The following is a 15,389-nucleotide window of genomic DNA, read 5'->3' as shown; positions in this document are numbered from 1 at the left end:
AGGGTAAATCGCAGGTGCTAGCACCGCATAACCGTTTGTTTGTGCAAGTGCGTAATGGTAGAGCCGCTTCGGACCATCCTTCTTGAAAGGACTACCGGTCATGTTCTGGCGTCTGCCTTTCTGCCTGTTCAACCGACACCGCGCCGACCCGCCCACTGTCCACTGGAACGGCTTGCGCCATGTCGGCCAGTGCCGCGATTGTCGGCGCCTCGTGAGGATGTCAGGCCGTGGCCATTGGAAGCGTCTGATAGAGGAAGTCGAGACCTGAAATCAGGTTCTTAATGCCATTCGCCGGGGCCGCGCGGCGTTATTGCGCAGGGGCGCTGGTGAGCTTGACGAAGACGTCCTCGAGATCGGCTTCGTCGGTCGAGACATCGACGATTCCGTAGCCCAGCGACTGCACCAGCGCGAGCACTTCGCCTGCGTTGATCCGGTCCTTGTTGTAGGTCACGCGCAGCTCGCGCTCGCCTGCAATCGTGCACTTCACAAAGGCTTCATGCTGCGGTGCAGCAGTGATCGGGCGATCAAGCGTGAGTACGACGATCTTTTCACGCATCATGCCGACAAGCTCGCGCGTCGGCTGATTGGTGATCAGGCGGCCATGGTTGATGATCGCGATCCGGTCGCACAGCTGCTCGGCTTCTTCGAGGTAGTGCGTGGTGAGCACGACCGTGACGCCTTGCTGGTTGAGATCGACCACCAGTTCCCACAGCAGACGGCGCAGTTCGACATCGACGCCTGCGGTCGGCTCATCCAGCACGAGGATCGGCGGGGTGTGGACCATGGCCTTGGCGATCAGCAGGCGGCGCTTCATCCCGCCCGAAAGCGAACGGGCGTAGGCATGGGCCTTGTCTGCCAGATGGACCGACTGGAGCAGTTCGAGCGAGCGGCGCGCAGCGGGCGGCACGCCATAAAGCCCCGCCTGAATGTCGAGCACTTCAATCGGCGTGAAGAAGGGATCGAACACGATCTCCTGCGGCACGATGCCGATCGAGGCCTTGGCGTTGCGCGGTTCCTTGTCGATATCGAAGCCCCAGATCTCGACCGTGCCGGACGACTTCATGACAAGGCCAGCGAGCGTATTGATCAGCGTGGACTTGCCGGCGCCATTGGGGCCGAGCAGGCCGAAGATCTGGCCTTGCGGTACATCGAAGCTGACGCCGCCGAGCGCGAGCTTGCCTTCCCCCGATTTGCTGCCAGCGGGGGCGTAGCGCTTGACGAGATCGCGGATGCGGATGGCGGGGGTGGTTTCCATGGCTTTCTCCCTGCCGCTTGATGCTTGCCGCGTAAAGGGGTTTGGGCAAGCGCTGGCTTGTCGGCCAAGCTTGTATGAGGGGCGGCGGTTTGCTACCCGCGCGGCCATGAACACGTCCAAAGCCATTGGCACCAATCCCGAGACCGTTATCACCACCAGCCACCGCGTGCGCTGCGATGGCGCCGACGATATTCGTGGCGGCGCGGCGCTCGGCCATCCGCGCGTGTGGATTGAAATCGACGAGCGCGGTTATGCCGAGTGCGGCTATTGCGACCGGCGTTTTGTCCTCAAGGGCGGGCCTGCCGATCACGCGTAATCCCGGTGGCATCATGGCGCGGGTCTGCCTATATCCTTGGCCATGACCCATACGCCCGATGCTCGCTCGCTGCTTTATCGCCCCGGATTGCTGACGCCTGAAGAGGCCAAACGCCTGACCGCCACGGCGCTCGGCGCATGCGAGGATGGCGAGCTCTACCTTCAGTTCATCGCCAGCGAGAGCTTCGGCTTCGACGACGGCCGCTTGAAAACGGCCGATTATTCGCGCGATGCCGGGTTCGGTCTGCGCGGCGTTTCGGGCGAGATGACCGGGTTTGCCCATGCGAACGAGATTTCCGCCGCCGCCATCGCGCGCGCCGGGGAAACGCTCAAGCTGCTCGATCCGGCCAAGTCCGCGCCCGCCGCGCCGCCGCGCCAGAACAACCGGCACTTATATACCGACGCTTCGCCGCTCGATGCAGTGCCCTTCGCGGCCAAGGTCAAGCTGCTGGAGACCATCGACGCGGCGGCGCGGGCGCGCGATCCGCGTGTGGCGCAAGTTTCCGCCAGCCTCGCGGCCAGCTGGTCGGTGGTGGAGATCGTGCGCGCCGACGGGTTCGTCGGGCACGATGTGCGCCCGCTGGTGCGGCTGAATGTGTCCATCGTGGCCGAGCAGAACGGGCGGCGCGAGACGGGCAGCTTCGGGATCGGCGGGCGGCGGCTCTATGACGACCTGTTCGAGGCCGAGACCTGGAACCGCGCCATCGACAGCGCGCTGGCGCAGGCGCTGGTCAATCTCGAATCGGTCGATGCGCCTGCGGGCGAGATGACCGTGCTGCTCGGACCTGGCTGGCCGGGCGTGCTGCTGCACGAAGCGGTGGGCCACGGGCTCGAAGGCGATTTCAACCGCAAGGGCACCAGCGCGTTTTCGGGCCGCGTCGGGCAGCGCGTGGCTGCGCCCGGCGTGACCGTGGTGGACGATGGCTCGATCCCCGGACGGCGCGGATCGCTCACCATCGACGATGAGGGCACACCGACCGAGGAAACCGTGCTGATCGAGGACGGCATCCTCAAGGGCTATATCCACGACCGCATGAGCGCGCGGCTGATGGGGCTGGCGGCCACCGGCAACGGGCGGCGCGAGAGCTATGCCCATGCGCCGATGCCGCGCATGACCAACACCTTCATGCGCGGCGGGAACGATGATCCGGCCGAGCTGCTTTCGCGGGTTAAGAACGGTATTTTTGCGAAGTCGTTCGGCGGCGGGCAGGTCGATATCACCAGCGGCAAGTTCGTGTTTTCCTGCACCGAGGCCTACCGCGTCGAGAACGGCAAACTGGGCGCGCCGATCAAGGGCGCGACGCTGATCGGCGACGGCCCCAGCGTACTGACGCGCGTGATCGGGATCGGCAACGACATGGCGCTCGATGAAGGCGTGGGCGTCTGCGGCAAGGGCGGGCAGAGCGTTCCGGCGGGCGTGGGCCAGCCGACCTTGCTGGTCGACGGGCTGACGGTGGGCGGCACGGCCTGATCTGCCGGAGACCATGACCAGTCCCGAAATGCGACGCAGGGGAAACTACGTAGTTGGCGTGGGCGCTGCGGTTTGATTTGCACCGCCCTCAGGGAAACTACAGTCAGCAAGGGTTAAGCCAGTCCGGCGCACCCTTGGTCCCGTTCCATTGAGAAAGGCGCTTGTCATGAACCGCGTTGCCTCCAAGTTCGGGGCCTCCAAGCTCGGATGCGTTGCCGCAGCTGGCGCGCTGCTGCTGGCTGGCACGGTGGCCGATGCCCGCCCGCGTCTGTCGGGCGAGGAACAGCTGGCCAAGCTGCTCGATGGCCGCGTTGCCGGAAAGCCGGTGAACTGCATCTCGCTGCCCAATGTCCAATCGACGCGGGTGATCGACAAGACGGCCATCGTCTATGGTTCGGGCGGCACGCTCTATGTCCAGCGGCCGCGGTCCGGGGCGTCTTCGCTCGATTCGAACGATATCCTGTTTACCCAGCTGACCATGTCGCAGCTGTGCAGCATCGATATCGTGCAGCTTCGCGATCGTAATGGCTTCTTCTTCCGCGGTTCGGTCGCGCTCGATGCGTTCGTGCCCTATACCAAGCCGCCGAAGGTTGCGCTGGCCGATTGATTTCGCCGGGCCCCCGGCGGTAAGGGCGGGGCATGAACGCCACGCCCCAACCGCTTTTGCGCCTCGCCACGCCTGCTGACACCGCCGCTCTTGCCGATCTGGCGCGCCGCGCTGTCAGCGCAAAGTTCGAGCATCTCTACAAGCCGGAAGATTTCGCGACCTTCATGGAGGCGGCGCATAGCGACGCCAAAGTGGCCAAGGAAATCGCCGATCCCGGCATGCGCGTGGCGGTGATCGAGGAGCACGGCGCGCTCGTCGCGTTCTGCAAGCTGGTGTTGGCAAGCACGCTGTCCGCCGGATACAGCGATGCGCAGAGGCCGCTGGAGCTGAAGCAGCTCTACACCGATCCGGCGCGCATCGGCGGCGGGCTGGGCAAGCGGCTGATGGATTGGGCGCTGGCCGAAGCCGCGCGCGAGGGCGCGGACGAGATCCAGCTCACCGTTTATAGCGAGAACGTCGAGGCGCAGCGGTTCTACCACCGCTATGGCTTTGCCAAGATCGCGGACATCGAATTCTGGGTAGGCAATCACTGCGATCCGGAATTTCTCTACGCCCGGCCGATGGCTGTGCAAGACCATGGTCTTGCCAGCGCGGAACAGGTATAAGCCGCCGCATGTCCTCGATCCGTCCCTGGCGCGATATTGCGCGCCGCAAGAGCCGCCAGATCATGGTGGGGTCCGTTCCCGTTGGCGGCGATGCGCCGATCACGGTGCAGACCATGACCAACACGCTGACCAGTGATCCCGTCGCGACGATCAACCAGATCCGCCGCTGCGAGGATGCGGGGGCCGATATCATCCGCGTTTCCTGCCCGGACGTGGAAAGCACTGCGGCGTTGGGCAAGATCGTGCGCGCGGCGCGCGTTCCCATCGTGGCGGACATCCATTTTCACTACAAGCGCGCGCTGGAAGCGGCGGACGCAGGCGCGGCCTGCTTGCGCATCAATCCCGGCAACATCGGCTCCTCCGAGCGCGTGGCCGAAGTGGTGCGCGCGGCCAAGGCCAATGGCTGCGCCATCCGCATCGGCGTGAACGCGGGCAGCCTTGAGAAAGATCTCCTCGAAAAGTACGGCGAGCCGTGCCCCGAGGCGCTGGTCGAGAGCGCGCTTGATCATATCAAGCTGCTGCAGGATCACGATTTCCACGAATACAAGGTGGCGGTGAAGGCCTCCGACGTGTTCCTTGCGGTCGCGGCCTATATGGGGCTGGCCGAAGCGGTCGATTGCCCGCTGCATCTGGGCATCACCGAAGCGGGCGGTCTGATCGGCGGCACGGTCAAGTCCTCGATCGGCCTGGGCAACCTGCTCTGGGCGGGGATCGGCGATACCTTGCGCGTTTCGCTTTCGGCGGAGCCCGAGGAGGAAGTGCGCGTCGGCTTCGAGATCCTGAAGTCGCTCGGCCTGCGCACGCGCGGCGTGCGCGTCGTCTCCTGCCCCAGCTGCGCGCGGCAGGGCTTTGATGTGATCCGCACGGTGGAGGCACTGGAAAGCCGCCTCAGCCATATCAAGACGCCGATTTCGCTCTCGGTGCTCGGCTGCGTGGTCAACGGCCCCGGCGAAGCGCGCGAGACCGATGTCGGCCTCACCGGCGGCGGCAACGGCAAGCACATGGTCTACCTCTCGGGCGTGACCGACCACACCGTGCAGAGCGAGGAAATGCTGGAGCATATCGTCGCGCTGGTGGAGAAGAAGGCCGCCGAAATGGAAGCCGCGACGACCGACGCGGGGAATGCGGAAGTACCCGCCTGATTTGCCGTCTTGGCGATTTGCTAACCCCTTTGCGGGCACAGTCCTGCTCGCCATGAACCGTTTCATCGTCATAGCCGGCCTTGTGCTGATCGGCAGCGCCGTGCTGGCGCCGCGGCTCAAGGTCGAGCCTGCGGTGGCGGAGCGCCCGGCCAAGTCCGCGCAGGCCTCGCCGTGGGGCAAGGGCGCTGCTGCCCCGGTGTCCGGCGGGTCTGCGGACATGGTCGAGATTGCGCGCGATGCGGGCGGGCAGTTCCATCTCGATGTCGATATCGACGGCGCACCGGTGCGTTTCCTCGTCGATACCGGCGCGGACGTTGTCGCGCTGACCGAGGACGATGCGGACCAGCTGGGGCTGAAGCCCGATCCCGGCGCCTATCGCCCGATGCTCCAGACGGCGTCCGGCACGGGCCTTGCCGCACCGGTGGAGATCGCGCGGATGACCATCGGCGGGCGCGAGCTTGTCGGCGTGGAGGCGGTGGTCGTGCCAGACCTGCCGGTCAGCCTGCTCGGGCAATCGGCGCTGCGGCGGTTGGGCAGTGTGACGCTGAAGGGTGACCGGCTGATCATTGCGGGGTAAGGGCCTGCACATGACGCTGAACATTCGCTCCGCCACGCCTGACGATCTGCCGCTGATCGCCGATCTCATCCGCGCCCTCGCCGAATACGAGAAGCTGGCGCATGAAGTGCGCTTCGATGAAGCCGTGCTGGGGGCCAAGCTGTTTGGCCAAAACAATGGTCATGGCCCTTATGCCGAAGTGATCATCGGCGAGGTTGATGGCGCGGCGCAGGGCTTCGCGCTGTTTTTCCATAATTTCTCGACCTTCGAGGGCAAGCCGGGGGTCTACCTGGAAGACCTGTTCGTGCGGCCCGAGGCGCGCGGCAGCGGGCTTGGCAAGGCGCTGCTGGCGCGGCTTGCGGCCATTGCGGTGGAACGGGACTGCGCGCGGCTCGAATGGTCGGTGCTCGATTGGAACGAACCGGCCATCGGCTTCTACAAGAAGCTCGGCGCGCGGCTGATGGACGAGTGGACGGTGATGCGGGTGGACGGCGCGGCGCTTGTTGACCTTGGCGGGCAAGCTGACACGAACGGTGGAAAATCGGCCTGAAACACCGTATGTATGCTGATATGACAGGACGGGTGAACAGGCGCGGGCTCATCATGGGCGCGGCGGCAACGGTGGTTGCGGCAGCGGTCCCGGCGCGCGTGTTTGCCCAGCCCTACTCCATTTCCGAACAGAAGCGCCGCATCCTAGGCGTGGCGCGGGAACAAGTGGCGCGGGTGGGTTCGGTGTTGTGGCGCACCGATATCGTCGGCATCGCCGATTTCGCGCTGCCCTCGGCCATGCCGCGCCTGCATTTCGCCGATCTGGAAAAGGGCGAAGTGCGCTCGTTCCTCGTCGCGCATGGCCGCGGCTCGGATCCGGAGCACGACGGCTTTCTGAAGACGTTTTCCAACGAAGTCGGCAGCCTCGCCACCTCGCGCGGGGCGTTCATCACGTACGAGTGGTACAAGGGCAAGTACGGCACTTCGATCCGGCTCGGCGGGGTCGATCCGGAAAACAGCAACACGCTGGACCGTGCGATCGTGTTGCACCCGGCGTGGTATTCCAACCCCGCGATGCTGGAAAAATGGGGCAAGCTGGGCCGCAGCGACGGCTGCTTTGCAATGGCCGAGGCCGATTTCAACGAGGCGCTGTGGCACCTTTCCGGCGGGCGGCTGCTCTATGCTGATCGGCTGGGGATTTATTGAGGACAAGGTGCGCCGCACGGGTGCGGAGCGCTCGCGGGCAAGCGCCTGCGTCCTTTCGTCCGGCTGGTCAGGTGCCATTGCCAGCAACGGTCGCACCGATAGGGATGGAGAACGAGACCGCTGGCGCGGGCGGCGGCTTCGGCTTGCTCGCGCACCGTAAACCGGGCCTTGCGCAAACAGATGCTCAAGCGGGTTCGCATCATGGATTCCGTGAGATCGGCCTGCCGGGCTACAGTGTCCGGTTACAGCGGATTGTCCAGCTTGATGATCGCCTCGTTGCTCTTGCGCTGATCGGTGTGGAGTTCGCGCGGTTTGGCGAAGCTGGCGATCACGGGGGCATCGCGGCCATAAAGGTCGGTGAAGCTGCGCATCAGGCCGGTCACGTCGCGCGCGACGGTGAAGTAGGTGACGTAGACCGCCCAGGGCTTGGTCATCGGCACCTTGGTATACTTGCCCGAGAGGTTGTACTCGACCGCGGTTTCCGGCGGCAGGTCTGCGCCGAGGATCGCCATCGTCATCGCCAGTTCGGTCGCGCGTTCGGCGCGGATGCAGCCGTGGCTGAGCGCGCGCGAGGGCAGGGCGAACAAGTTGCGGTTGGGCGTGTCGTGGATGTAGATCGCGTGCTCGTTGGGCATGTCGAGCTTCATCTTGCCCAGCGAATTGGTCGCGCCCGGCTGCTGCACCACGGTGATCGTGCCATCGGCGTTCTTGGTGGCGACATAGCCCTGCCGCTTGGCTGATGCGGGGCTGGCGATCAGCTTCTTGCCAAGCCCTTCGCCCACCACGATCGATTGCGGCACGGTCCAGGTCGGGTTGAACACCACGTTCTTGACATGCTCGGCCAGCTGCGGCGTCGCCGTCTTGCCCGGCTTGCCGACAATCGCGCGATAAGTGCGGATGATCTTGTTGTTGACCGTGAGCCGCAGCTCCTGCTCGGGCACGTTGATGATCAGGTATTGCAGGCCAAGATCGCGCGCCAGCCAGCGCCAGCGGTCCATGTTGGCCTTGATCATCGCGATCTGGCGCGGGTCCTTGGCACCGCGCAGCATATCGCGCAGCAGCGCGTAATCGGGATGCGTGGGCGTGAGCGAGGCGAGCACGCCGGGAATGTCGTGCGTTTCGGTGGCCTGCGCCAGAAGCTGCGAATTGGGATGAAGGTCCTGATCGGGATCGACCGCGAACCACTGCACCCGCGCGGGCATCGGCGTGCGGCCATCGCGCAAGTCTTCGGCCAGCCAGACGAACAGGCGGCTCGCCATGGCATCGAGATCGTCGCCTTCGCCCTTGGCGATCTGGGCGGCGAGCTTGGCCGGTTCATAGTCAGCCGGGGTGAGCCCTTCGGCGGCGATGCCCTTGATCGCGGTGTGCAGGGCCTGCGCATCGGCCACGGTCCAGTGCGCCAGCGGCGGCGGGGCGGGCTGGAGCACCGGGGCGGGCGTGGCGGTTGCAGCGGCTCCGGTTGCCGCAGCTCCAGTCGCTGCTCCAGTCGCTGCGGTGGACGGCGGCGCGGTGGGTGTTGTCGAGGCCGCCGGGGGCTTTGCGGCCGTGGTCAGATCAACCGGGCCCTGCTGGGCGGCAGCGGGCACCCCCGCCACGGCGAGGCCAAGTGCGGCGCCCCCAAGCAGGGTGCCGAGGCTCGTCCGATGGATCATGCGCATTTCCCGTAAATTCCCTGTGGCCGCCTTGGCCTGCAGTGCGAATCCTGCCCCAAGCCCGTCGTTCAATCAAGCAGCCTGCCTTACGGTTTGCTGAATCAGGGCAGGCTTTGCGCTGCGGCGGCTGGATCGCTATGGGCAGGCGATGAAGCGCACCAGCCCCCTTCTCCCCATCCTTGCCGCCTTGACCGGGCTTGCCTGCTTCGGAGTCATGGACGGGTTCATGAAGATCGCGGCGCTTGGCGTGGGGGCCTATGCCGCGCTGTTCTGGCGCAATCTGGTGGGCTCGCTCATCATGTTCCCGGTCTGGCTGGCGCGCGGAAACAAGGATGGCAGCCGGGGCCTGCCCGGGCGCGCGGCGATGAAGCTGCACCTCATGCGCTCGGGCGTTTCGGGCGTGATGGCGGTGATGTTTTTCTATGGCCTCGCGCGCACGCCGGTGGCCGAAGCGATGGCGCTTTCGTTCATTGCGCCGCTGATGGCGCTCTATCTGGCGGCGGCGACGCTGGGGGAGGAGCTTTCAAAGCGCGCGGTGGCGGGCTCGGTGCTGGCGCTGGCGGGCGTGGGGGTGATCGCGGCGGGCAAGTTCGGCGGGCGGTATGACACCGAAAGCGTGCACGGGCTGATTGCGATCCTGCTTTCGGCGGTGCTCTATGCGTGGAACCTCGTGCTGCAGCGGCGGCAATCGCTGCTCGCCGGGCCGGAGGAAACCTCCTTCTTCCAGACCTTCTTCATCTTCTGCCTGCTCGGCCTTGGCGCATGGTGGTTTGCCCCGCCGCCGCCCGCGCAGATGTGGCTGGTGCTGGCGGCTTCGGCGGTGCTGTCCACCGGTTCGCTCATGCTGCTGAGCTGGGCCTATGCCCGCGCCGAGGCGCAAGTGCTGGTGCCGCTGGAATACACCGCGTTCATCTGGGCGGCGCTGACCGGCTGGGTCGTGTTTTCCGAGCCGCTGACGCTGCGCACCTTGGCGGGCGTGGTGCTGATCGTGGCGGGCTGCCTGATCGCGCTCAGGCGCAAGCCTGCACAGGAAGCGGCTGCCGAGCGCGCCTGACCTTAACTTCCCAGCGTTGTCCCGAAGGCGTGGAACGCAGCGCCGATGATCACCGCAAACGAAAGCGCGGCAATGATGAGCTGTGCACCTATGTCGGACGAATGCACGCCTGAAGGCACCGGACGCGGCGCATAGGCCGGATGGTGGCGATGCGTTTTCGTGGGCGTGCCGGCCCGGTGCAGGGTGGTGCGGTGCGGCATGGCTTCGGCTCCTTTGCGCAGGGTAAGCGGAAGCCTGATTGCTAGGTCACAAGTCAGTTTCGCCGAAGCGTTAAATTGAACTGACATATTATCGTAACATTCGGCCGTGCAGCGCTGTGCGGCCTATGCATTTCACGCGCCGCGCAAGCCTTGACGCGAAAGCCGTCTCGGCGCATCGGGCAAGCAGCTAGCGGGGGCCAGTTTCGAGGGGGCCCGGCGCAGTATTTCGGCTCATCCAAGAAGGGATTTCGCATCGCCATGACCCAGGTCGGACAGGACACGCTCGGCGCGCGCAGCACGCTTACCGTCGGTGGCAAGGACTATGCCTATTACGCGCTCGGCAAGGCCGCAGCTGCGTATGGCGATGTCTCGCGCCTGCCCTTCTCGATGAAGGTCCTGCTTGAAAACCTGCTGCGCTTTGAAGATGGCGGCTTCACTGTTTCGACCGACGACATCAAGGCGCTGGTCGATTGGCAGAAGGATCCCTCCAGCAGCCGCGAGATCCAGTACCGCCCGGCGCGCGTGCTGCTCCAGGATTTCACCGGCGTGCCTTGCGTGGTCGATCTGGCCGCGATGCGCGATGCCATCGCCAAGCTCGGCGGCGATACCTCGCGAATCAATCCGCAAGTGCCCGTCCACCTCGTGATCGATCACTCGGTCATGGTCGATGAATTCGGCCACCCCAAGGCGTTCGAGCAGAACGTTGAGATCGAATACTACCGCAACGGCGAGCGCTACGACTTCCTCAAGTGGGGTTCGAAGAGCCTCGCGAACTTCAAGGCGGTGCCCCCGGGCACGGGCATCTGCCACCAGGTCAATCTTGAACACATCGCGCAGGCGGTGTGGACGAGCGAAGGGCCGGACGGCGCGACGGTCGCCTATCCCGACACCTGCGTCGGCACCGACAGCCACACCACGATGATCAACGGCCTCGGCGTGCTGGGCTGGGGCGTCGGCGGGATCGAGGCCGAGGCCGCGATGCTCGGCCAGCCGGTTTCGATGCTGATCCCCGAAGTGGTCGGCTTCAAGCTTACGGGCGAACTCAAGGAAGGCGTGACTGCGACCGACCTCGTTCTGACCTGCACCAACATGCTGCGCAAGCATGGCGTGGTCGGCCGTTTCGTCGAATACTACGGCCCCGGCCTTGCCTCGCTCACGCTGGCGGACCGCGCGACGCTGGCCAACATGGCGCCGGAATATGGCGCGACGTGCGGCTTCTTCGGCATCGACGACAAGACGCTCGACTACATGCGCCTGACCGGCCGCGAAGAAGACCAGATCGCGCTGACCGAAGCTTATGCCAAGGCGCAGGGCTTCTGGATCGATCCTTCGGTCGAGCCGGTGTTCACCTCGACGCTGGAACTGGACCTCTCGACGGTTGTGCCGTCGCTTGCTGGCCCGAAGCGTCCGCAGGACCGCGTTTCGCTGCCCGACGTCGACGACGTGTTCAACGCCGACCTCGCCAACACCTACAAGAAGGCGCAGCAGCGCGTTCCGGTCGAAGGCAAGGACTTCGATATCGGCGATGGCGACGTGACCATCGCGGCGATCACCAGCTGCACCAACACCTCGAACCCCGGCGTGCTGGTGGCCGCCGGCCTCGTCGCCAAGAAGGCCAACGAGCTGGGCCTGAAGCCCAAGCCGTGGGTCAAGACCAGCCTTGCGCCGGGATCGCAGGTCGTGACGGACTATCTTGTCCGCGCCGGGCTGCAGGAGCATCTCGATGCGGTCGGCTTCAACCTTGTCGGTTATGGCTGCACCACCTGCATCGGCAACTCCGGCCCGCTGGCCGAGCCGATCAGCAAGGCGATCAACGAGAACGGCCTCGTCGCTGCCGCCGTGATCTCGGGCAACCGCAACTTCGAAGGCCGCGTCTCTCCGGATGTGCGCGCGAACTTCCTCGCCAGCCCGCCGCTGGTGGTGGCCTATGCGCTCAAGGGCACGGTGATCGAGGACTTCATCTCGACCCCGATCGGCCAGAGCAAGGACGGCGTTGACGTCTACCTCAAGGATATCTGGCCCTCGAACGCCGAAGTCCACGCGACGATGATGGGCTGCATGGACCGCGCGATGTTCCAGGCGCGCTATGCCGACGTCTACAAGGGCGATGTGCACTGGCAGGCGATCGACGTGACGGGTTCGGAAACCTACAGCTGGCGCGCGGGCAGCACCTATGTGGCGAACCCGCCCTACTTCGAGGGCATGACGATGACCCCGGCTCCGGTGGGCGATATCGTCGAGGCCAAGCCGCTGGCGATCCTCGGCGATTCGATCACCACCGACCACATCTCGCCGGCCGGTTCGATCAAGGCCGACAGCCCGGCGGGCAAGTGGCTGATGGAGCACCAGGTCGCCAAGGCGGACTTCAACTCCTACGGCGCGCGCCGCGGCCACCACGAAGTGATGATGCGCGGCACCTTCGCCAACATCCGCATCAAGAACGAGATGGTGCCGGGGATCGAAGGCGGCATGAGCCGCTATGGCAGCGATGTCGGCGCGATCTACGACGTGGCGATGCAGCACAAGGCGGACGGCACCCCGCTGGTCGTCATCGCAGGCAAGGAATACGGCACCGGCTCCAGCCGCGACTGGGCGGCCAAGGGCACCAACCTGCTCGGCGTGCGCGCGGTCATCGTGGAAAGCTTCGAGCGCATCCACCGCTCGAACCTCGTCGGCATGGGCGTGCTGCCGCTGCAGTTCCTCGAAGGCGAATCGCGCGAGACGCTGGGCCTGACGGGCGACGACAGCTTCACCATTCGCGGCGTGGCCGGCCTCAAGCCGCGTCAGGACGTTGAAGTCGAAGTGACGCGCGCCGATGGTTCCAGCTTCACCTTCAAGGCGCTGTGCCGCATCGATACCGCCAACGAGCTGGAATACTTCCTCAACGGCGGCATCCTGCACTACGTTCTGCGCAACCTGGCGGCCTGATCGGCCGCCAGCGAGGGCGCTGCCCTCGGCCAGAATCAGAAAGCCATAAGCAGAGGCCTGAATCAGAAAGGGCGGCTCCACCGGGAGCCGCCCTTTTCGTTTGCCTGCCTGACGTTTGTCTGCCCGTCGCTGCGGGCTTTTGGCGGATCAGGCCGCTGTAGGGGCCTTGTTCTTCAGGCCGTGGCGACGGCGTGCGACGAGGCCCGCCGCTGCGGCGCCGAACAGAAGCATCATCGATGGTTCCGGCACTTCGGTTCCGCCGTTGGTGGTGCCGCCATTCGTGGTTCCGCCATTGGTCGTGCCACCATTGGTGGTGCCGCCGTTCGAAGACGAGGTTGACGACGAGGTCGAGCTGCTGGTGCTGCTCGACGTTGACGAGGATGTGGAAGACGAGGTCGAGGTCGAAGAGCTTGTGGAAACGTTGCCCGAGCTGGTCGAGGTAGACGAACTGGTCGAGACGTTGCCTGACGACGTGCTGACGTTGCCCGAGCTGGTCGAGACATTGCCCGACGAAGTCGACACGTTCCCCGAGGACGTGGACACGTTGCCTGAGGAGGTCGAGGTCGTGCTCGTCACCGCGCCCGAGCTGGTCGAGACGTTGCCGCTCGAAGTCGAGGTCGAGATGTTGCCGCTGGACGTCGACGTCGAACCGCCCGAGGTCGAGCTGGAGCCGCCCGACGTCGAGCTGGAGCCGCCCGACGTCGAGGTCGAGCCGGTGCTGGTCGAGGAGACGACCACGCTGCCGCCGCCGCCGCTGCCGCCGCCCCCGAAGAACCCGCCGAAGAACCCGCCGCCGAAGCCGCCGATCCCGCCGCCGCCAACCACGACCGGCACCGCGCCGCCACCGCCGCCGCCCGCCTGCTGGGGCGGCATCGGTGCCATGTAGGGCACCGGCGCATAGGCCATCTGCTGCTGGGGCATGGCGCAGGACTTGGTGACGGTCGTCTTGACCACGCGGCGCATGCGGTGAACCGGCCGCGGCGCGACGACCTTCGCGTAGTGCCGCTTGACCTGCTTGACCTTGATCGGCTTCACGTGGTGGATCTCGGCCGCCGAGGGCGCTTCCGAAACGTGCACTGCACCGCCGCCCAGCACCGCACCGCCCGCTGCGCAGGCCGCCAGTTTTGCCAATGCCATCCGAACCGACATGATCGTTGCTCTCTGTTTCCGTGGGAGCCCGCGTCTATCCCCGATTGGTGGACAAACCCTCTCCTGACAGATCGAACAACGCAGATCGCACCCGCTGCGGCAATGCTGTTAACCGCATTTCACCCCCTCCCGGAGCACCGAATTGGGTCATTCCGGGGCGATTGGCCAAGTCTGTGCCAAACTGGAACCGAATTGCGCGCAGCGGTTACGCCATCAGCGTTTACCACTATTCGCTGTCGTCTCCGCCAAACAGGCCGGGCAGGTCTGCCGAGGGGGGTGTGAGCCCGAGATGGCGCCACCCGCGATCGTTGAGGCAGCGCCCGCGCGCGGTGCGGGCCACCAGACCGAGCTGGATGAGATAGGGCTCGATCACGTCCTCGATCGTGTCGCGCGGTTCGGAAAGCCCGGCGGCCAGCGTTTCCACGCCGACCGGCCCGCCCTTGTAGATATCGGCGATCATCGAGAGGTAGCGCCGGTCCTGCAGATCGAGCCCGAGCGAATCGACTTCGAGCCTGGTGAGCGCATTGTCCGCGACCTCGCGGGTGATGACCGCTGCGCCTGCTACTTGCGCAAAATCGCGTACCCGCCGCAGCAGCCGGCCGGCCACGCGCGGAGTGCCGCGCGACCGGCGGGCAATCTCGCCCGCGCCCCCGCTGTCGACACCGATGCCGAGCAGGCCCGCACCGCGCGTGACGACGCGTTCAAGCTCCGCCACCGTGTAGAACTGGAGGCGCACCGGGATGCCGAAGCGGTCACGCAGCGGCGTGGCCAGCAGGCCTGCGCGCGTGGTCGCGCCGATCAGGGTGAAAGGCGGCAGATCGATCCGCACCGAGCGCGCCGAAGGCCCTTCGCCGATGATGAGATCGAGCGCGCGGTCTTCCATCGCCGGATAGAGCACTTCTTCCACCACGGGATTGAGGCGGTGGATCTCGTCGATGAACAGGACGTCGCCGTTCTCCAGATTGGTGAGCAGCGCGGCCAGATCACCCGCCTTGGCGATGACCGGGCCGGAGGTGGCGCGAAAGTTCACCCCCATCTCGCGCGCGATGATCGCCGCCAGCGTGGTCTTGCCGAGACCGGGCGGGCCATAGAACAGCACATGGTCCATCGCCTCGGCGCGCTGCTTGGCGCTTTCGATGAACACATGGAGGTTTTCGCGCGCAGCTTCCTGCCCGACGAATTCGGCGAGCGTCTTGGGACGCAGCGCCGCGTCCGGATCTTCGGTCTGGCGGCGGGGGGTGAGGATGGGGTTGTCGGTCAT

General features: G+C 65.7%; 15 protein-coding genes. 10 read left to right on the top strand and 5 right to left on the bottom strand.

What is annotated here, in order from left to right:
- Positions 1-307: 307 nt before the first annotated feature.
- Positions 308-1,255 (bottom strand): ABC transporter ATP-binding protein, encoded by a 948-nt coding sequence (locus CFE35_RS16135; RefSeq protein WP_292932054.1) that lies wholly within the window; start codon positions 1,253-1,255, stop codon positions 308-310.
- Between the two features lie 124 nt (positions 1,256-1,379).
- Between CFE35_RS16135 and CFE35_RS16130 the strand changes: the two genes are divergently transcribed.
- From CFE35_RS16130 to CFE35_RS16095, 8 genes are all read left to right on the top strand, one after another.
- Entirely contained in the window at positions 1,380-1,571 is a 192-nt protein-coding gene (locus CFE35_RS16130; RefSeq protein WP_292932327.1) for a zinc-finger domain-containing protein, read from the top strand.
- Between the two features lie 42 nt (positions 1,572-1,613).
- Positions 1,614-3,041, top strand: a complete 1,428-nt coding sequence (tldD, locus tag CFE35_RS16125) for a metalloprotease TldD (RefSeq protein ID WP_292932052.1) — start codon at positions 1,614-1,616, stop codon at positions 3,039-3,041.
- Between the two features lie 166 nt (positions 3,042-3,207).
- Positions 3,208-3,648: a hypothetical protein gene (locus CFE35_RS16120; RefSeq protein WP_292932051.1), complete on the top strand. Its 441-nt coding sequence runs from the start codon at positions 3,208-3,210 to the stop codon at positions 3,646-3,648.
- Positions 3,649-3,680: 32 nt separating this feature from the next.
- Positions 3,681-4,253, top strand: coding sequence for a GNAT family N-acetyltransferase (locus CFE35_RS16115; RefSeq protein ID WP_292932049.1), 573 nt, complete (start codon positions 3,681-3,683; stop codon positions 4,251-4,253).
- Between the two features lie 8 nt (positions 4,254-4,261).
- Positions 4,262-5,395, top strand: coding sequence for a flavodoxin-dependent (E)-4-hydroxy-3-methylbut-2-enyl-diphosphate synthase (gene ispG / locus CFE35_RS16110; RefSeq protein ID WP_292932048.1), 1,134 nt, complete (start codon positions 4,262-4,264; stop codon positions 5,393-5,395).
- A gap of 52 nt (positions 5,396-5,447) precedes the next feature.
- Positions 5,448-5,972, top strand: a complete 525-nt coding sequence (locus CFE35_RS16105) for a TIGR02281 family clan AA aspartic protease (protein WP_292932046.1) — start codon at positions 5,448-5,450, stop codon at positions 5,970-5,972.
- Positions 5,973-5,982: 10 nt separating this feature from the next.
- Positions 5,983-6,501: a GNAT family N-acetyltransferase gene (locus CFE35_RS16100; RefSeq protein WP_292932045.1), complete on the top strand. Its 519-nt coding sequence runs from the start codon at positions 5,983-5,985 to the stop codon at positions 6,499-6,501.
- 20 nt (positions 6,502-6,521) lie between these two features.
- Entirely contained in the window at positions 6,522-7,145 is a 624-nt protein-coding gene (locus tag CFE35_RS16095) for a murein L,D-transpeptidase catalytic domain-containing protein (RefSeq protein WP_292932043.1), read from the top strand.
- 242 nt (positions 7,146-7,387) lie between these two features.
- Here the strand turns inward: CFE35_RS16095 and CFE35_RS16085 are convergent, their stop codons facing one another.
- Complete coding sequence (locus CFE35_RS16085) at positions 7,388-8,797, bottom strand: L,D-transpeptidase family protein (protein ID WP_292932041.1); 1,410 nt, start codon at positions 8,795-8,797, stop codon at positions 7,388-7,390.
- Between the two features lie 148 nt (positions 8,798-8,945).
- On the opposite strand from CFE35_RS16085, the gene CFE35_RS16080 reads away from it, so the two are divergent.
- On the top strand, positions 8,946-9,851 hold the full coding sequence (locus CFE35_RS16080; RefSeq protein ID WP_292932039.1) for a DMT family transporter: 906 nt from the start codon (positions 8,946-8,948) through the stop codon (positions 9,849-9,851).
- A 2-nt stretch (positions 9,852-9,853) separates the two neighbouring features.
- Here CFE35_RS16080 and CFE35_RS16075 read toward each other — a convergent pair whose 3' ends face one another.
- Positions 9,854-10,051: a hypothetical protein gene (locus tag CFE35_RS16075; RefSeq protein WP_292932038.1), complete on the bottom strand. Its 198-nt coding sequence runs from the start codon at positions 10,049-10,051 to the stop codon at positions 9,854-9,856.
- A gap of 258 nt (positions 10,052-10,309) precedes the next feature.
- Here CFE35_RS16075 and acnA point away from each other — a divergent pair, with 258 nt between their 5' ends.
- Complete coding sequence (gene acnA, locus CFE35_RS16070) at positions 10,310-12,979, top strand: aconitate hydratase AcnA (RefSeq protein WP_292932037.1); 2,670 nt, start codon at positions 10,310-10,312, stop codon at positions 12,977-12,979.
- A gap of 147 nt (positions 12,980-13,126) precedes the next feature.
- Here the strand turns inward: acnA and CFE35_RS16065 are convergent, their stop codons facing one another.
- Both CFE35_RS16065 and ruvB read right to left on the bottom strand, forming a co-directional pair.
- Positions 13,127-14,128: a PEP-CTERM sorting domain-containing protein gene (locus CFE35_RS16065; RefSeq protein ID WP_292932036.1), complete on the bottom strand. Its 1,002-nt coding sequence runs from the start codon at positions 14,126-14,128 to the stop codon at positions 13,127-13,129.
- Between the two features lie 226 nt (positions 14,129-14,354).
- Positions 14,355-15,389, bottom strand: a 1,035-nt coding sequence (gene ruvB, locus CFE35_RS16060; RefSeq protein ID WP_292932035.1) for a Holliday junction branch migration DNA helicase RuvB, incomplete at its 5' end; no start/stop codon positions are given.

It is taken from the genome of Novosphingobium sp. PASSN1 (assembly GCF_002278815.1).
The sequence above is the reverse complement of the archived record's forward strand: the minus strand, read 5'-3'. Positions and strand labels throughout refer to the sequence as shown.